This window comes from Sedimentitalea nanhaiensis DSM 24252 (genome assembly GCF_000473225.1).
GTDB classification, from domain to species: domain Bacteria; phylum Pseudomonadota; class Alphaproteobacteria; order Rhodobacterales; family Rhodobacteraceae; genus Sedimentitalea; species Sedimentitalea nanhaiensis.
Window position 1 is genome coordinate 3,221,298 of record NZ_KI421509.1, and the last position, 16,955, is coordinate 3,238,252.

Sequence of the window (16,955 nt, forward strand, 5' to 3'; positions counted from 1 at the left end):
GGACCGACGTGCGGCCCCCGGACGGCGCTGATCAATAAACGTCGGCGCGGGTGTTGTAGACGTTGAACTTGCCGGTCGGCGTGATCAGGCGCGGGTCCTTGATCACGTGTTTCAGCTCCAGCGTCTTGTCATCGACGATGACGATGGCCGATTCCAGGTCCTTGGCGTTCCAGACCGAGAACCAGATCTCGTCGCCGGCCTGATTGAATTCGCCCTGAACGACGCGTGGTTGCCCTTCGGCGATACCGGCCCATTCGACGATCGGCAGAACCGTGAATTCGGGTTCTTCCTCCACGAGATCGGCGACCTTGAACACGGCGACCGAGCCAGAGGTTTCAGCATCCGGGTTCAGGGTTGCATCGACATAGAGATGCTCTGACTCCGGGTGGGTCTTGACGAACAGCGACCCGCCACCCAGACCATAGAGCTGCTGCACCATTTTCCAGGCATTTTCGGGGTGACCTTCGGGGTCGGTCCCGATCAGCGCCACGGTGTCATCCCCAAGATGCGATGTCGCCCAGACCGGCCCATAGGTCGGGTGGTCGATGTTGGCACCGCGGCCCGGGTGCGGCGTTTGGCCTTCGGTTTCGACCACCGCTACAAGCTTGCTTTCCTTGGTGTCGACTACCGCCACTTTGCCACGTGCGTTGGCTGCCGTCAGGAAGTACCGCTGGGTGCTGTCCAGACCGCCATCGTGCAAGAAGCGCTCGGCATTGATCTCGGTGATCTTCAAGGCCTCGATGTCGGAGTAGTCCACCATCATGATCTTGCCGGTTTCCTTGACGTTGACCAGGAACTCGGGCTTGTAGTGCGATCCGAGGATCGCCGCGACGCGCGGTTCAGGGTGATAGGTCTGTTCGTCATAGGTCATGCCACGGGTCGACTTGATCCGCAACGGTTCCAGCGTATCGCCGTCCATGATCACGAATTGCGGCGGCCAATAGGCCCCGGCGATGGCGTACTTGTCCTCGTAGCCTTCAAACTTGCTGGTCTCGACCGACCGGGCTTCGGCCCCGATCTTGATTTCGGCCACAGTGTCGGGGCTTTCCATCCACAGGTCGATCATGTTGACCTTGGCATCGCGGCCGATCACGAAGAGATAGCGGCCCGAAGCGGAAATCCGGCTGATATGTACCGCATACCCGGTCTTGAGAATTTTCTTGATCTCGTAGGAGGCCCCGTCGATCAGGGCAATTTCACCCGAGTCGCGCAGCGTGACCGAGAACAGGTTGTCGATGTCCCAGTCGTTCATCTTTTCAGTCGGGCGGTCTTCGGGCGCGACATGCACTTTCCAGGTGGCGCGCATGTCGTCCATCCCGAATTCGGGCGGCGCAGGCGGTTCCAGCAACACGTAGCGGGCCATCATGTCGACGTCCGCCTCGGTCATGTCGCCCGAAGTCCCCCAGTTGGGCATGCCGGCAGGCGAGCCATAGGTGATAAAGTCGCGCAGGTATTCAAAACCCTTTTCGCGGGTGATGTCGGGGGTCAGGGCCTTGCCCGTCGCACCCTTGCGCAACACGCCGTGGCAACCGGCGCAACGCTCGAAATAGATCTTGGTGGCACGCTGGAACTCTTCGTCGGTCAGGACCGGATCGTCAGGTTTGCGTCCGGGGATTTCGACCTGGATCTCGCCGAGTGTGGTCATTGAGGGGACATACATGTCAGCGGCGCTGTCGGCATGGTCCTTTGGCTTGTCCTGAGCGGATGCACCGCTGACGGCAAGACCCAAAGCGACCGCCGCGCTTGTCATAAGCGTGGCACGCCGGATGGCTGTTGTGGATTTCATTACGAATACTCCGTTCGCTGGTGAGGCAGCGCGAAGGTGACCGGATTCAAAAAAACCCGCCTTGACCTTAATCAAGGCAATCCGGCGATCCTGACGCGACAAGAGGCCATGAATTGGTTCGGTGCGAAACAGCTGTTTGTCGCGGCGATTGCTTTGCTCGGGGTCGGCTTCGTCGCGCCCGCGCACTCTCAGGCGTTACGGCCTGCGTTCGAGCAAACGATCGCGCCGGTTGCACCGACCGCACAGCTTGCGGCGCAGATGTTCGCCCTGGACGCGTTGCCCGTTGTCCTGCGCGATGACGCCCCTGTGCCGGGTTGGACCGTCACCGGTCCTGACGGGCTTGTGGGTCACATTGCATCGACATGGGAGGTCGCCGGTTCCGTCGGCTATTCCGGGCGGCCTCTGGATGTTCTGGTTGCCGTCGAGCCCGAGGGGCGGATTGCCGCCGCACAGTTGATGCGGCACAGCGAACCGATTCTGACCCTTGGATTGTCGGATGCGGACATCGAGCGCTTTGTCGGCGGGTTCGCGGGGATCGACCTGATGGACCCGGATGGTGTCAAAACCGGTCCGGACATGCCCGATATCATTTCCCGCGCCACGGTTTCGACCGGGGTGATCCGCGATTCGATACTGCGTACGGCGCGAACCCTGGCCATTGGGCGGGGGTTGCTGCCGGGCGGCGGCATCGATCGCGTCGGGTTTGACCCGGCCAGTTGGGCGGTGTTGCAGGCCGAACAGGCGATCAGCCATATAAGAGTGACGCTCAGCGAAGCGCGCGACCGGCTGGCTGGTTCCACGCCGCCGGTTCCCACTGGGGATGCGCCATTTGTCGAGCTGTGGATCGCACTGGCAGATCCGCCAACCATCGGTCGCAACATATTGGGACAACAGCAATATTCCCGTGCGGTTGGGGCGTTGGGTCCGGGTGAGGTGGTGCTGTTTGTTGCTTCTCGCGGGTTGTATTCCCATCGCGGGACGGCATGGCGGCGCAGCGGTGTGTTTGACCGGCTGACCCTTGTACAGGGCCAACTTCGGCTGCCGTTAACCGACGCAGGCTATATCAGGATCGACAAGTTGCCGATAGCGGATGCGCCTGACCTCAAGGAGCGCAGCCTGTTTCGAATTGGCGGCAACGGGTTCGACCCGACAGAACCCTTTGCGTTGGAACTGACGGCGTCGCGCCCTGCGGCAGTAGGCGGCGATGTCTCATTTGTCGTGACGATACCCTATGCCTTGCCTGGCCGCTATGTCCTGGCGCCCCCGCCCGAGGCCGCGCCCCTGTGGCGGCAGACCTGGGAGGACAAGAAAGTGGCGGTCGTCACCGTGGCGGCGATGCAGGTTCTGCTGACCCTGATCCTGCTGTTTCAGGAATCGCTGGTGCGCCGTCCGCGCCTGTGGCGCGCGACCCGGCTGACCTTTCTCAGTGTGACACTGGTGTGGCTGGGGTGGGTGCTGAACGGGCAACTGTCGGTGGTTCAGGTGATCGCCTTTCTGCAATCATTGCTGACCGGGTTTCACTGGGAAACCTTTCTGATCGAGCCGATCATTTTCACCCTGTGGGGTGGCGTCGCACTGGGTCTGCTGTTCTGGGGCCGGGGCGTGTTCTGCGGCTGGCTATGCCCGTTCGGAGCTTTGCAGGAGCTGACAAATCAATTGGCGCAAAAGCTGGGCGTGCGTCAGATCGCGGTGCCGCATGCGCTGCATGAACGGCTGTGGATCATCAAATACACCCTGTTTGTGGCCATCCTGGCCTTGTCGTTCTATTCGATGAAAGACGCGCTGATCCTGGCCGAGGCTGAACCGTTCAAGACCGCGATCTCGATGCGCATGATGCGGGGCTGGCCGTTCGTGCTGTTCGTGCTGGTCCTGCTTGGCGCCGGATTGTTCATCGAGCGGTTCTATTGTCGCTATCTTTGCCCGCTGGGGGCCGCATTGGGCATTCCCGCCAAGCTGAAAGTGTTTGACTGGTTGCATCGGCGGCCCCAATGCGGACGCGAATGCCGGTTGTGCGAAACAAAATGTACCGTCGGCGCTATCGACCCGCTCGGGCGGATCAATCCGAACGAATGCGTGCTGTGCCTGCGCTGTCAGGTCGTGATGAACGACGACAATACCTGCCCGGTGCTGAAGCGACGCAAACGTCAGACAGCACCGGCAAGCGCCAGCACATGATGACCCCCGTCAAACGGGTGTTCAGCGAAGGGTTTCGGGCGTTTTTTCTGGCCGCGGGTGTGTTTGCGGCGCTGGCGGTCCTGATCTGGGAACTCTGGCTGCTCACAGAGGGCGGTTTTCCTGATCTGCCATCTGGCATGTCCCCCAGTCTGTGGCACGCGCACGAAATGGTTTTTGGCTATGGCACTGCGGCGATGGGCGGGTTTCTGTTGACCGCGACACCCGGTTGGACCGGCGCGCGGGGGCGACCGCATCTGTTCATTGCAGTGGCAGTTGCGCTTTGGCTGGCCGGGCGGCTGGGGGTCTGGGGGGCGGGGGTATTTTCGCCTGTCACGGTGGCGGCGGTCGACCTGGCCTTTCTGCCCCTGATGGCGGTCAGGCTGGTGATTCAGGCTCTGCGGCGACCCAAGCCGCAGATTCTGGTGTTCCTGCTGTTCGTGATATTGGTCTGGACCGGGAACCTTATGATGCATTTGCAATGGGTTGGCCTGACCGACGATACGCTGGATCGCGGACTGACCGCTGGATTGTTCGCCTTTTGCGCGATGATCTCGGTTCTGGGTGGCCGCGTTGCGCCAGGATTCACCCGCAACGCGATGAAACGCGAAGGGGTGGCGGAAACGCTTTGGCCGCGCAGCCCGGCAGGGGTGTCGCAGGCGGCGAACGGTCTGGCGCTATTGCTGCCCGTTGCCGTGTTGCTCGACCTTGCGGATCCAGCAATTGCGGCCCTGGCAATCGCTGCCGGGGGGGCGCAACTGATCCGCCTGGCGCTGTGGCGCGGCTATCGCATCTGGCGGCAACCGATCCTTTGGTCACTGCATTTGGCGCTGCTGATGCTGGCGCTTGGTCTGGTGTCGTATGGCGCAGGTCTGCAGGGGATCGGCAGCGAAATCGCGGCGCTGCATGTCTTGGGCATCGGGGCGTTGGGGGGCATGACGCTGGCGATCATGAGCCGCGCAATTCTCAGCCATACGGGGCGCGAGATTCTGGCTCCAAAGAGTGTGGCCATTGCTTATGCTCTGATAGCGTTTTCAGCTGCTTTGCGCTGGCTCGGCTCGGAAGTGTCGGCGGAAATCGACATTTGCCTCGTGCTGGCGGCCGGTGCGACCTGGATTCTGGCCTTTGTCCTGTTTCTGGCTGCACTTGCTCCGGCAATTTTGTCGGCGCGTTTGTCGCGCCACAACCTCTAGCGGAAACAGACGCGACATCCAGCAAAGCCCCCATGCCGGGCCGCGCCGCCTTATTGGCAGGTATAAATCTCGGTTCCATTCCGGTTGACTTGACTTTTGCCAAGGATGATTGTCGCTCTGATCGCCATGGTGCAGCCATAATCAACGCAGCGCAAAGGAGAGCGCAATGCGCGAAGTCATGACAAAGAGCATGGCCCGCAATATCTTTTTTGGCGGGTCACTGTTCTTTATTATCATTTTCGTCGGGCTGACCGCCCATACACACAACTACATGGTGAACACTTCGACCGACAAAGAGGGTCTCACCGAAAGCGTTGTGCTTGGAAAACACGTTTGGGAACGCAATGCGTGCATCAACTGTCATACGATCATGGGCGAGGGTGCGTATTTCGCCCCCGAGCTGATGAACGTGATGACACGCTGGGGGGTGCAGGACGATCCCGAGGCGGCCTTTGAAACGCTGAAAGGCTGGATGCAGGCGATGCCCACGGGTGTCGAGGGCCGCCGCCAGATGCCGTATTTCGATCTGACAGACGAAGAATACCGCGCCCTCAGCGATTTCCTGCTGTGGACCGGCGAAATCGACGCACAGGGCTGGCCGCCCAACGACGCCGGCTGAGAAAGGACACGAGTGATGAAATATCAATCTCAGAAAATCGCATACGCGTATTTCGGGGTCGCGCTTGCCCTGTTCGCGGTGCAGATCCTGGGCGGGCTGTTGGCGGGGGTTGTCTATGTCATGCCAAATACCCTGTCCGAACTGGTGCCGTTCAATATCATCCGGATGTTGCATACCAATTCTCTGATCGTGTGGCTGTTGCTGGGCTTTTTCGGGGCGGCGTATTTCCTGATCCCGGAGGAATCGGAACGCGAAATACATTCGCCCAAGATTGCCTATCTGCAGTTGATCATCCTGGTGGTCGGCACATTGGGTGTGGTGGTGACCTACCTGTTCAACCTCTTCGAGGGCAACTGGTTGCTGGGCAAGGAAGGGCGCGAGTTTCTGGAACAGCCCAAATGGGTCAAGATGGGGATCGTCGTTGCTGCGTTGCTGTTTCTCTACAACGTCACCATGACGGTATTGAAAGGCAAGAAAACCGCGATCACCAACATCCTGCTGCTGGGCCTCTGGGCATTGGCGCTGCTGTTCCTGTTTGCGTTTTACAACCCATCCAACCTGGCGCTGGACAAGATGTATTGGTGGTACGTGATTCACCTTTGGGTTGAGGGTGTTTGGGAGCTGATCATGGCCTCGATCCTGGCGTACCTGATGCTCAAGCTGACGGGGGTGGACCGTGAAATCGTCGAGAAATGGCTGTATGTCATCGTTGCGGCAGCGCTGTTCTCGGGTATCCTGGGCACCGGTCACCACTATTACTGGATTGGCGCGCCGGGCTACTGGCAGTGGATCGGGTCGATCTTCTCGACGCTCGAGATCGTTCCGTTCTTTGCGATGATGTCATTCGCTTTCGTCATGGTCTGGAAAGGCCGCCGCGATCACCCGAACAAGGCGGCGCTGTTGTGGTCGCTGGGCTGTTCGGTTCTGGCGTTTTTCGGCGCCGGCGTTTGGGGCTTTTTGCACACGTTGCATGGGGTTAACTATTACTCCCACGGCACACAGATCACCGCGGCACATGGCCACCTGGCGTTCTACGGGGCCTATGTCTGTCTGAATCTGGCGATGATAACCTATGCCATGCCGATCCTGAAACAGCGCGATCCGTACAACCAGGTGCTGAATATGGCGTCTTTCTGGCTGATGTCTGGAGGGATGGTGTTCATGACCTTCACCCTGACCTTTGCCGGTACTGTGCAGACCCATATGCAGCGTGTCATCGGCGACTACTACATGGACGTGCAGGACAGCATCGCCATCTTCTACTGGATGCGTCTGGGGGCCGGTGTGGTTGTGTTTCTGGGTGTTGCGCTGTTCCTCTATTCGGTCTTCATGCCACGCCGCGAAATGGTGCGGCCCGGCCCGATCGAACGTCATCGCCTTGAAGATGATCCCGACCATATTCCCGCGGAGTGATGGCGATGAACGCACATACCAATCTGAAGGGGGCGGCGGACGCCCCCTTCTATCTGGCGCAGGGCGACGAATGCGCCCTGTTTGAGGCCGCAAGCGCCAACAACCTGCCGATCCTGCTGAAAGGACCGACCGGATGCGGAAAGACACGCTTTGTCTCCCACATGGCCGCTCGGCTGGGTCGCCCTTTGTATACGGTTGCCTGTCACGATGACCTGTCTGCTGCCGACCTGATCGGGCGTTATCTGCTTAAGGGCGGGGAAACCGTATGGGTCGACGGGCCTTTGACCCGTGCGGTGCGCGAAGGAGCGATCTGTTATCTTGATGAGGTTGTCGAGGCGCGTAAGGACGTGACCGTGGTTCTGCACCCGTTGACCGATGACCGGCGTATTCTGCCCATCGACCGCACCGGCGAAGAACTGGAAGCTGCGCCCGGCTTCATGCTGGTGGCGTCCTATAACCCCGGCTATCAGAATATTCTGAAGACCCTCAAACCGTCGACCCGCCAACGGTTCCTGGCCGTCGAGTTCGATTTCCCGACACCCGATGTGGAAATCGAGGTGGTCGCGCGCGAAAGCGGTCTTGCGCCCGAGCGGGTCAAGCCGCTTGTGCGTCTGGCCGGCAAGCTGCGGGCGCTCAAGGGACAGGATCTGGAAGAAGGCGTTTCGACCCGGCTGATCGTCTATGCCGCGTCGCTGATCGCGCAGGGCATGTCCATCGACCGTGCGGTCGAGGCGGCAATGATCGAGCCCCTGACCGACGACGCCGACGTGAAACGCGGGCTCCTAGATCTTGTCGCGGCCATCTTTGGGTGAGGCATGGCCGTGGGCAAGATTGAAATCGAGCCATGGGAACCCGAAGAAACCGTCGGGAAACTGTGGCACGCCTTTGCCAGCCGTCTGGATGCGCCACAGGTGCATCACGGAGCCAGCGTCGACCTTTCCGAGGTCAGCGGGCGGCTGGCTGTTTTTTTCCGCGGGTTGGGTGGCGCGCATTCGGTCGAACTGCGCGCCGTCAGCCCCGAAGTCAGCCGCCACCGGCTGAGTTTTCTGCGGCGCTTGGGGGCGGAGGCCGAAATCCTGCCGCGGGCCAGCTTCGATGGGGAAATCCTGCGCCTGCCAGATCGTCTCGGGGTTTTTCCCAGCCGCGAAGCCAACGGCGCACTGTACCTGTGGCTGACCGCCGCAGCCGCCCATGCACAGGATCCCGCCGCTGAAACCGATGCCTTGCGCGCCGACCTGCGCGCGATCGCGGCGGCGCGGGTGACGGTCGAAGCGGCGCTGGAACAGGCCCCGGGGCTGCATGATCTGTACCGAACCCTGTGTCAGGCCGCCTTGCATCAGCGCCGCGTGGCGCGGCTGCCGCTGTATGAGGCCGCCATCGAGGCTCTGGTGCGTCAGGCTCTCGGGGATCCCGCTCCGCTGTCAGAGCCGGCGCGTCAATTGCAGCAGAAACCGGTCGAGACGGTCTATGCACCGGGCAATTACCAGCCGTTTCAGCCGGTGCCGCTGTGGCCGGACCTGCGCGAGCTGTCTTTCAGCGCGTCCGATACGGTCGAATCCCGCGACAGCGACGGCCCGCCCGAAGACGGGGCCGAAGGCACCCACCGCGCCCGCCGCCGCCAGGCCGATCAGGCCGAGCGCAAGGATAGCCTGATCCTGCACAAGTTCGAGGCGATCCTGTCCTGGGCCGAGTTCCTGAACCTGAACAGGCGGGTCGACGACGATGACCCCGACAATGCCAAGAAGGCGGCCGACGATCAGGACGAGATCGGGTTGGGCCAGATTTCCAAGGCCCCGGCCACGCGGCTGAAACTGCATCTTGACCTCGCGCCCGAGGATGTGGACCGCGAACGCCTGTCCGGCATCCATACCTATCCCGAATGGGACGCGCGGGCGGGGGCCTATCTGCCGGACCATGTGCGTGTCTTGCACAGCATTGCAGAAGCGGGGGATTGCGTCCCCTCGTTTCGCGAGGATCCACGCGCCATGCGCCGCATTCGCCAGGTCAAACGTCAGTTCGAGGCGTTGCGTCCGGGCCGTGTCTTTGTGCCTGGATGCCTTGATGGTGACGAGTTGGACATGGAGGCGGTGGTGCGTGCGCGGGTCGATATTCTGGCCAATGGCGTCGGCAGCAACCGCATCTGGCGGCAATCGCTGCCACAGGCCCGCGATCTGGCGGTGTCGATCCTGCTGGATGTGTCCCGCTCGACCGAAAGCGCCGTCACCGGGCGGGCGGTCATCGACATCGAACGTGAAGCGCTTGCGGCGCTGGCCTGGGGGCTGGACGCTTGCGGCGACGATTTCGCCATCCACGCATTTTCGTCGCTGAAACGGGATCGGGTTTATATCCAGCAATGCAAAGCCTTTGGAGAGGCGATGAACACGGGTATCGAAGATCGCATCGGTGCGTTGCGTCCCGGATTCTATACGCGGCTGGGTGCCGCGGTGCGCCATGCCTCGGCCGATCTGGCGCGCCAGAGCAAGAAGCGTCGCCTGCTTTTGGTCATCACCGATGGCAAGCCCAACGATCTGGACCATTACGAAGGGCGTCACGGCATCGAAGACACCGCTATGGCCGTGCGCGAAGCCCGTCGGGCCGGGCATTCGGTGTTCGGCGTCACCATAGATAAACAGGCCAAAAGCTGGTTCCCACGCCTGTTCGGGCGCGGTGGCTTTCATGTGATCCCGCATCCCGACCGATTGACCGAAGCCCTGCCGCAGATCTATCGAGAGTTGGTCGGTGCATGAGCGAGGCCGCTTCCGAACTGTCTGTGCTGGATGAGCTTCCCGGCGATCTGATGATGTGGGTTCTGATCATCAGCGAGCTGCTGGTGTTCGGGGCCGGTCTGACGGCGTTTCTTGCGGTGCGCGTGACCGATCCGGTGGGGTTTGCCGAAGCGCAGAACCTGCTGAACCGCACCGCGGCTGGCATCAACACCATCGTTCTGGTGACCAGCGGATTCCTGGCGGCCTTGGCGCTGCCGTTGCGCGAAGCCGGGCAAAATGCGCGCGCGCGACTGGCGTTGATCGCGGCCTCCCTGCTGGGGGTGCTGTTTCTGGTCATCAAAGGGGCCGAGTTCGCGGATAAGGCGGCCCATGGCATCAATTGGGAGAGCCATGCCTTTTTCACTTTCTACTATCTGCTGACCGGGTTTCACGCGGCGCATGTGGTGTTTGGTGTGTTGATTCTATGGCTGGTTGCCTGGCGTGACGCCCCACGTAATATCGAGGTGGGGGCCGCGTTCTGGCACATGGTCGATCTGGTCTGGGTGCTGCTGTTTCCCGTCATCTATCTGCTGCAATGAGTCAGCGCGCCCTGAGAACCGGGTGGCTCACCCTGATGGCGCTCAGCCTGATCTCGACGGTGATTTCGTTGTGGTCGTTTCCGGATGGATGGCAGGCGCTCGCCGGAACTGCCATTCTGATACTGGCCTGGCTCAAGGCGCGGGTGATTCTCGGCCGCTATCTGGGCTTGGACAGCGCCCCGTTCTGGGCGCGTGGTTTTGGCATCGCGCTGGGACTGTTCTGTGTCCTGTTGCTGGGGCTCTATCTGGCCCCGCTCATGTTTTGAATGCGGCGGCCAGTTCCTCGGGCAACTTGAATTCGTCCAGAACCCGGGCGCGGGCCGCATCGGACATCTTGCGAGCGGTCCTGACAACGATGCGACGCAGTTTTTCGGGGTCCTGTGTGGAGGAAAACGGCGCGAAATACCACTTCAGGAACACGAAACAAATCACATCTTCCAGTGTCTGGACCTGTGCGTCTCGCTTGATTCCTTCCTTGCGGATCATCTTGCCGGCGGCCTCGGCCTCGGCATCGGAATATCCGGTGTCGCGCATGATTTGCCCGACGCGTTCAGCGTGGTGTTTGGCCAGATCGCGCCGCCAGTTCAGATACCCCTCGCGCCCATTCGGGTAGTCCGCCCGTTTAAGGACCCAGCGTTCGATATGCTGGCCGCGCGCGGCGATCTGCAGCGGTTCCGAGGCATCGGGAAACAGCCGGGCCAGTTCCGCGCTCATCCGCTGGCCATAGAGCTGCGCGGCGGGCGTGCCTTCGGACAGGTCCGGGTCGGACGCATTGGCGGTGTCGATCGCGGCGAGCGCGGCGGCAAGATCACTCATAAGGCTTTGTTCCAGGCTGTGGCAGGGTCGGTATCTGCGTAATCGCGAAGCGTTTCGATATTGTCTATGGATGCATGGTTCTTGGCAATACGCACCCCTTGCTGACGCAGCTTGGAAAAGGCGCGCGACAGGCTTTCCGGTTTCATGCCCAGTCGTCCGGCAATCAGCACCTTGTCATAGGGCAGGGTAACCACACAGCTGCCGGTGTTGGAATTGCACAGACCCAACAGGAATTCGGCAACGCGCTGTGCCCCGGTCTGGGCCTTGATCTGTTCGATCTGCCCGACCAGTGAATGGAGGTGCTGAAAGGTCGAGGCCAGAACCGACATGCAGATTTCAGGGCTGTCTTTCATCAAGGCTACAAAGGCGTTGGCCTGGATAAGCAACAAAACGCAATCGGTGACTGCTTCGCCCGAGACGGGATAGTCGGCGTGGCGAAAGGCCACTGCCTCGCCAAAGCTGCTGCCGCGGGAAAATACGCTGACCACCGCCTCGTTCCCGTTCGGAGAGATCCGATACAGTTTGACCCAGCCATCCAGCACGATGTGCACCACATGGGCGGTTTCCCCCTGCAGAAACAGGGTCTCGCCGCGCCCGGCATGACGGGTTGTCGCGCCGCGTAGCAGGGTTTCGCTAATTTCCTCTGGCAGACTTTTTAACAACAGTGAATTACGCGCCACATTCAGATCTGTTTCTATGGTCATTGCGGCCTTATCTCTGGCGATTCGTGTCCGCCGTTTGGGGTAGTTCTTAATGAGCTGACTTACGGGGTGCGGTTTTGCCCATGGATCAATGTAACGCAATCGGCCATTTTAGCACAGGCCGATCCGCAACCCATCGTTACTGGTGACCCACGGCGCAAAATCTCGCCAGCCGCGAGAAGGCCGGCAAGGGAACATGGCGCGTATCACCGACGGAATATGGATCATTGCGATGCCGGTGATACATTCGAATGGAAACGTTCGCTGATCGGTACCGTTACGGCCATGCCGAGCATGCCCGCGTCGTTCGCGATCGTGGTCGCAAACACCAGGGGCCGCAGGCAATGCACGCAGCAACGAAGGGCGATTTGTATCGGCTGTGTCCAGCGCTGAATGGCGCTGATTTCAAACGCCCTGAATGTCGGGGCCATCCTTGCAGGCAAGAGATGCGTCAACGCCCGACGGCGGTCAGTCTTCAGTCAAAGGTGCCGGCAACGCGGCCCAGCAACATGAAAGCCCTTGTTGTTCGGGTGTCGCCCAGGGCGGAAATGTCGGCATCCGAGGCCTCGGTCTCGAATTCGGCGAACATTCGATCGAACAGACGCAGGAAATGATGTGCCGCGTCACGAAAGATGGGGTCCTGTTTCATCCGCCCGGCAGTCAGGGCCAGTGACGTGCGGTCGCGCACCCCGCCCAGGGCAGCGATCTCGCGCCCACGCGCGCCACGGGCGAATTGGCGCCAGATCTCGGGGCGGGCCATGTCAGGGCGCAGATCGTCCATATAAACGCCATCCTGGCTGAGCAATGTCAGCACATCCTGGCTGGCCTGGATCAGCTGCGCCGCCTTGCGATCCTTCAATGCCCGGCGTAGGGCGTCGAACCCGGCCTCGTCGTCGGTGGTTTCCGGAAAATTCAACGCGCGTATGAAATCCTGGGTGGCCAGTGGCGGGGCCAGGTCCTCGGCCGAAGTTCCTAATGCCAGAGAGCCCTGACCGGCCGGCGGTTGTACGACCGCCGGTCTGGTCGCGGGGGCGCGGTCGGGATCGCGGCGAGTCGAGAATGTGGCCAGGGCGGTTTCGGTCTTTTTGGCGGCGGCGGCAATTTCGTCCAGTTTCTTGGTGACCGAAGGCTCCGGCCCCATCACGCCGCGCTGCGCCTGCGCGACATAGGCATGGCGAATGCCATCGATAGCGGCCTGAAGCCGCCGACTCTCTTCGCGCATCACCCGGTTGGAGCGCGCTGCCGTGGCCGCGACCCAGATCATCGCGACCGGCATGAACACGGTGAGCATCGTGATGGCGAACCGCAGCCCGTCAAACCCGGTGCTTTCGCCGTCGGGGGCCAGTAAATAGAGCACAAATGACCCGCCCAGCCAGATCACGGTCAGGGCGATCGCGGTGATCTCGATGCCGGTGATCGATTGCAGGCTGGGCCTGTCATAGATCCCCAATGGCGTCGGTCGTGCGCCTTCTGGATCGGACTTGGAACGGGACATGACGCGCTCCGTCAGGAATACTCGATGCTCACGACCTCATACGACCTTTGGCCACCGGGCGTGCGCACCTCTACACTGTCACCTTCTTCCTTGCCGATCAACGCGCGGGCAATCGGTGATTTGATATTGAGCAGGCCGTTTTCGATGCTGGCTTCGTATTCTCCCACGATCTGCCAGGTTTTTTCCTGGTCGGTATCCTCGTCCACCAGCGTCACCTTGGCGCCGAACTTGATCGCACCGGTCAGTTTCTTGGGGTCGATCACGTCGGCCAGTGACAGCACGCCCTCAAGCTCTTTGATGCGGCCTTCGATAAAGGACTGCTTTTCGCGGGCCGAGTGGTATTCGGCGTTTTCCGACAGATCGCCATGTTCGCGCGCTTCGGCAATGGCCTTGATGATCGCGGGCCGCTCAATCGACTTGAGCTGCTTCAACTCGGTTTCAAGCGCGGCGTGGCCGGCCGGGGTCATCGGAACTTTTTCCATGCTGTTGATCCACACAAAATGAGACGCCCCGCCGTAAAAACGCCGGGACGATAGATTAGGTCAAGCGATACCTGACCCAATCGCGCGCAGGATTGCAAGAGGCAGGGTCGTTCGTGCGGCAAAACCCGGCCTAGTCGTATTGCACCACCTCGTATTCAATGCCATCGCCGTCGTGGAAATAGAACCTGCGGCCAGGTTCGTAATCGGCGTGGTTTATCGGAGTGAATCCGGCGGCCGTAACCTTATCTTCGAGCGCCGCAATGTCATCGACCACGACGGCGATGTGATTCAGCCCGCCAATCGTTTGATAATTGTCATCCGTGGGTTTGGCGGGATCGCCGGGGGAGAAGAGCGCCAGATAGGCGGTGTCGGTGCCCACATGCACGGTGCGCCCGGTTTGCATCGCCGCGCCTGACCAGCGCACATGCCAGCCAAACAGCGCGCACATCCAGGCGGCAGTGGCGTCGGGATCGGCGACGGTGAAATTTGCATGTTCCAGTCTTGCAGTCATCAGAAGTCCTTTCTCGGTTGATTTTCTGACGGTAATTCCTTAACCTAACTTGAGGTCAAGGAATTTTTTCGGGCGAAACATGACGACATCCCACGGCCTTTCCATCGGGGCATTGGCGGACCGGACCGGTCTGGCGGTTTCGGCCATCCGGTACTACGAGTCTCAGGGTTTGATCTCGCCCTGGCGTAATGCAGGTGGCCAGCGCAGGTTCTTGCGCGCCGACATCCGTCGGTTGAGCTTTGTAATGATCGCGCAGCAGTTCGGTTTTTCACTGCCCGAGGTCCGCGCGTTGCTGGATCAGTTACCGGGCAGTCGTGCCCCGACACCTGCAGATTGGCGCAGACTCAGTACCGGTTTTCGCAACCGGTTGGATCAGCGGATCGAGGCTTTGCAAAACCTGCGTGACAACCTGGATGGCTGCATCGGATGTGGCTGTTTGTCCCTGCCCAAATGCAAGCTGTACAATCCGGATGACCGGGTGCGCAGCAAGGGGCGCGGGCCACGGTATCTGATGGGGGACAGGCCGGAATAGCGTTTGGCGCATGCGCAAGGCGTATCGATTGCGAGAATTCCGGCTTTGACCTTGCCTGGTTGCGTTAACAGGGTCTGACGCAGTGTTGCGATTGACGCTGTGGCCTGACAAAAGGTATCAGCCGCGAAACATAATTGCGCCTGGGAAGGCGCCATTGAACCGTTAGCCAAGGAGCGCCCCGATGGCCGAGACTGAACGCGAAGCGATGGAGTATGACGTTGTGATCGTCGGTGCCGGCCCTGCCGGGTTATCCGCTGCGATCCGTCTCAAGCAGTTGGACGCGGATATCAACGTAGTTGTGCTGGAAAAAGGCAGTGAAGTCGGGGCGCATATCCTGTCGGGCGCGGTTCTGGATCCTTGCGGTCTGGATGCCTTGATCCCCGATTGGAAGGAAAAAGGCGCGCCGCTGAACGTGCCCGTGCGCGAAGACAATTTTTATATGCTGGGCGAAGCCGGAAAGATCCGGGTGCCGAACTGGCCGATGCCGCCGCTGATGAACAACCACGGCAACTATATTGTCAGCATGGGCAACGTCTGCCGCTGGATGGCGGAGCAGGCCGAAGAACTTGGGGTCGAGATATTTCCTGGCATGGCTTGCTCGGAACTGGTGTTCGACGACAAGGGCGGCATCAAGGGCGTGGTCGCGGGTGAATTCGGCAAAGAGGCCGATGGTCGTCACGGAGCGAACTATGAACCGGGCATGGAGCTACACGGCAAATACGTGTTCCTGTCCGAAGGCGTGCGCGGATCGCTGTCCAAGGAAGTGATTGCCAGATACGATCTGAGCCAGGGCCACGAGCCGCAAAAATTCGGCATCGGAATGAAGGAAATCTGGGAGATCGACCCGGCCAAGCACCGCGAAGGCACGGTCACCCACACAATGGGCTGGCCTCTGGGCGGAAATGCCGGGGGTGGGTCGTTCATCTACCACCTTGAAAACAATCAGGTCTACGTCGGGTTCGTGGTGCATCTGAACTATAAGAACCCGTATTTGTTCCCCTATATGGAATTCCAGCGATTCAAGCACCATCCAATGGTCGCCGACCTGCTGAAGGGTGGCAAGCGCGTGGCGTATGGCGCGCGGGCGATTTCCGAAGGCGGATATCAATCGATGCCAAAGATGGTTGCGCCCGGTGTGGCCTTGCTGGGCTGTTCGGTGGGCATGGTCAACGTGCCGCGCATCAAGGGCAACCATAACGCGATGCTGTCGGGCAAGGCGGCCGCCGAAGCCGCCCATGCCGCCATCGCGGCTGGGCGCGCGGGCGACGAACTGTCGGCCTACGAGGATGAAGTGCGCACCGGTGCGATTGGTCGGGATCTGAAAAAGGTTCGCAACGTCAAGCCGTTTTGGTCCAAATGGGGGCTGATGCCGTCGCTGGTTCTGGGCGGGTTCGACATGTGGACCAACACGCTTGGCTTTTCCCTGTTCGGTACCCAGAAACATGGCAAGACCGACGCCGACGCGACGGAAGAGGCCAGCAAGCATCAGCCGATCGAGTACCCGAAACCGGATGGCACGCTGTCGTTCGACCGCCTGACCAACGTCGCGTTTTCCTTTACCAACCACGAGGAAAGCCAGCCGGCGCATCTGCAACTGAAAGACCCCTCCGTTCCGGTTCAGGTCAACCTGCCGAAATATGCCGGCCCTGCCGCGCGCTATTGTCCGGCCGGCGTATACGAGTTTGTCGAAGAGGCGGGCAAGGACACCAAGTTCGTGATCAACTTCCAGAATTGCGTGCATTGCAAGACCTGCGACATCAAGGACCCCAGCCAGAACATCACCTGGGTCACTCCGCAGGGCGGAGACGGGCCGAATTACCCCAATATGTAGGCAAAATCCGTCATAATGGCACAGCCAGCACCGGCTGTGCCATTGCTTAGCTGCGGACAAGGGCCTATTTTGTCGGGCAGAGCATCCGACGAGGCAGGTC

General features: G+C 60.7%; 16 protein-coding genes. 10 read left to right on the top strand and 6 right to left on the bottom strand.

Annotated elements, in window-relative coordinates:
• Positions 1-31: 31 nt before the first annotated feature.
• Entirely contained in the window at positions 32-1,786 is a 1,755-nt protein-coding gene (locus NANH_RS0117675) for a nitrite reductase (protein ID WP_027263257.1), read from the bottom strand.
• Between the two features lie 36 nt (positions 1,787-1,822).
• Between NANH_RS0117675 and NANH_RS26535 the strand changes: the two genes are divergently transcribed.
• The 8 genes from NANH_RS26535 (at position 1,823) to NANH_RS0117715 (ending at position 10,753) form a co-directional block, all read left to right on the top strand.
• Complete coding sequence (locus NANH_RS26535) at positions 1,823-3,961, top strand: NosR/NirI family protein (RefSeq protein ID WP_245601464.1); 2,139 nt, start codon at positions 1,823-1,825, stop codon at positions 3,959-3,961.
• On the top strand, positions 3,958-5,151 hold the full coding sequence (locus NANH_RS0117685; RefSeq protein ID WP_027263258.1) for an NnrS family protein: 1,194 nt from the start codon (positions 3,958-3,960) through the stop codon (positions 5,149-5,151). Before NANH_RS26535 ends, NANH_RS0117685 begins: the two co-directional genes overlap by 4 nt.
• Positions 5,152-5,317: 166 nt before the next feature.
• Positions 5,318-5,770, top strand: coding sequence for a c-type cytochrome (locus NANH_RS0117690; protein WP_027263259.1), 453 nt, complete (start codon positions 5,318-5,320; stop codon positions 5,768-5,770).
• 15 nt (positions 5,771-5,785) lie between these two features.
• A complete protein-coding gene (locus tag NANH_RS0117695) occupies positions 5,786-7,183 on the top strand; it encodes a cbb3-type cytochrome c oxidase subunit I (RefSeq protein WP_027263260.1) in 1,398 nt (465 codons plus the stop codon).
• Positions 7,184-7,188: 5 nt separating this feature from the next.
• Positions 7,189-7,995 carry a CbbQ/NirQ/NorQ/GpvN family protein gene (locus NANH_RS0117700; protein ID WP_027263261.1) on the top strand — a complete coding sequence of 269 codons (807 nt, stop codon included), beginning with the start codon at positions 7,189-7,191 and terminating at the stop codon, positions 7,993-7,995.
• 3 nt (positions 7,996-7,998) lie between these two features.
• A complete protein-coding gene (locus tag NANH_RS0117705) occupies positions 7,999-9,930 on the top strand; it encodes a nitric oxide reductase activation protein NorD (RefSeq protein WP_407694960.1) in 1,932 nt (643 codons plus the stop codon).
• Complete coding sequence (locus NANH_RS0117710; RefSeq protein WP_027263263.1) at positions 9,927-10,487, top strand: cytochrome c oxidase subunit 3; 561 nt, start codon at positions 9,927-9,929, stop codon at positions 10,485-10,487. The genes NANH_RS0117705 and NANH_RS0117710 overlap by 4 nt, the downstream gene beginning before the upstream one ends.
• The gene (locus NANH_RS0117715) at positions 10,484-10,753 is read left to right on the top strand and encodes a cytochrome C oxidase subunit IV family protein (RefSeq protein WP_036050012.1); all 270 of its coding nucleotides are present in this window, start codon (positions 10,484-10,486) and stop codon (positions 10,751-10,753) included. Before NANH_RS0117710 ends, NANH_RS0117715 begins: the two co-directional genes overlap by 4 nt.
• On the opposite strand, the gene NANH_RS0117720 is transcribed toward NANH_RS0117715, so the two are convergent.
• From NANH_RS0117720 to NANH_RS0117745, 5 genes are all read right to left on the bottom strand, one after another.
• Positions 10,743-11,303, bottom strand: a complete 561-nt coding sequence (locus NANH_RS0117720) for a DUF4202 domain-containing protein (protein WP_027263265.1) — start codon at positions 11,301-11,303, stop codon at positions 10,743-10,745. The genes NANH_RS0117715 and NANH_RS0117720 overlap by 11 nt on opposite strands.
• On the bottom strand, positions 11,300-12,007 hold the full coding sequence (locus NANH_RS0117725) for a Crp/Fnr family transcriptional regulator (RefSeq protein ID WP_027263266.1): 708 nt from the start codon (positions 12,005-12,007) through the stop codon (positions 11,300-11,302). Before NANH_RS0117725 ends, NANH_RS0117720 begins: the two co-directional genes overlap by 4 nt.
• 472 nt (positions 12,008-12,479) lie before the next feature.
• Positions 12,480-13,499: a hypothetical protein gene (locus NANH_RS0117735; RefSeq protein WP_027263268.1), complete on the bottom strand. Its 1,020-nt coding sequence runs from the start codon at positions 13,497-13,499 to the stop codon at positions 12,480-12,482.
• Between the two features lie 11 nt (positions 13,500-13,510).
• On the bottom strand, positions 13,511-13,981 hold the full coding sequence (gene greA / locus NANH_RS0117740; protein ID WP_027263269.1) for a transcription elongation factor GreA: 471 nt from the start codon (positions 13,979-13,981) through the stop codon (positions 13,511-13,513).
• A 130-nt stretch (positions 13,982-14,111) separates the two neighbouring features.
• Complete coding sequence (locus NANH_RS0117745; RefSeq protein ID WP_027263270.1) at positions 14,112-14,492, bottom strand: VOC family protein; 381 nt, start codon at positions 14,490-14,492, stop codon at positions 14,112-14,114.
• A gap of 79 nt (positions 14,493-14,571) precedes the next feature.
• Between NANH_RS0117745 and soxR the strand changes: the two genes are divergently transcribed.
• Positions 14,572-15,024: a redox-sensitive transcriptional activator SoxR gene (soxR, locus tag NANH_RS0117750; protein ID WP_027263271.1), complete on the top strand. Its 453-nt coding sequence runs from the start codon at positions 14,572-14,574 to the stop codon at positions 15,022-15,024.
• A 181-nt stretch (positions 15,025-15,205) separates the two neighbouring features.
• Positions 15,206-16,855, top strand: a complete 1,650-nt coding sequence (locus NANH_RS0117755; protein ID WP_027263272.1) for an electron transfer flavoprotein-ubiquinone oxidoreductase — start codon at positions 15,206-15,208, stop codon at positions 16,853-16,855.
• Positions 16,856-16,955 lie beyond the last annotated feature (100 nt).

Excerpts from the sequence above, each read along its gene's own strand:
- greA (WP_027263269.1), bottom strand. The coding sequence starts at position 13,981 with ATGGAAAAAGTTCCGATGACCCCGGCCGGCCACGCCGCGCTTGAAACC.
- NANH_RS0117735 (WP_027263268.1), bottom strand. The coding sequence starts at position 13,499 with ATGTCCCGTTCCAAGTCCGATCCAGAAGGCGCACGACCGACGCCATTG.
- soxR (WP_027263271.1), top strand. The coding sequence starts at position 14,572 with ATGACGACATCCCACGGCCTTTCCATCGGGGCATTGGCGGACCGGACC.
- NANH_RS0117685 (WP_027263258.1), top strand. The coding sequence starts at position 3,958 with ATGATGACCCCCGTCAAACGGGTGTTCAGCGAAGGGTTTCGGGCGTTT.
- NANH_RS0117700 (WP_027263261.1), top strand. The coding sequence starts at position 7,189 with ATGAACGCACATACCAATCTGAAGGGGGCGGCGGACGCCCCCTTCTAT.
- NANH_RS0117705 (WP_407694960.1), top strand. The coding sequence starts at position 7,999 with ATGGCCGTGGGCAAGATTGAAATCGAGCCATGGGAACCCGAAGAAACC.
- NANH_RS0117690 (WP_027263259.1), top strand. The coding sequence starts at position 5,318 with ATGCGCGAAGTCATGACAAAGAGCATGGCCCGCAATATCTTTTTTGGC.
- NANH_RS0117675 (WP_027263257.1), bottom strand. The coding sequence starts at position 1,786 with ATGAAATCCACAACAGCCATCCGGCGTGCCACGCTTATGACAAGCGCG.
- NANH_RS0117715 (WP_036050012.1), top strand. The coding sequence starts at position 10,484 with ATGAGTCAGCGCGCCCTGAGAACCGGGTGGCTCACCCTGATGGCGCTC.
- NANH_RS0117745 (WP_027263270.1), bottom strand. The coding sequence starts at position 14,492 with ATGACTGCAAGACTGGAACATGCAAATTTCACCGTCGCCGATCCCGAC.
- NANH_RS0117695 (WP_027263260.1), top strand. The coding sequence starts at position 5,786 with ATGAAATATCAATCTCAGAAAATCGCATACGCGTATTTCGGGGTCGCG.
- NANH_RS0117725 (WP_027263266.1), bottom strand. The coding sequence starts at position 12,007 with ATGACCATAGAAACAGATCTGAATGTGGCGCGTAATTCACTGTTGTTA.
- NANH_RS0117755 (WP_027263272.1), top strand. The coding sequence starts at position 15,206 with ATGGCCGAGACTGAACGCGAAGCGATGGAGTATGACGTTGTGATCGTC.
- NANH_RS0117720 (WP_027263265.1), bottom strand. The coding sequence starts at position 11,303 with ATGAGTGATCTTGCCGCCGCGCTCGCCGCGATCGACACCGCCAATGCG.
- NANH_RS0117710 (WP_027263263.1), top strand. The coding sequence starts at position 9,927 with ATGAGCGAGGCCGCTTCCGAACTGTCTGTGCTGGATGAGCTTCCCGGC.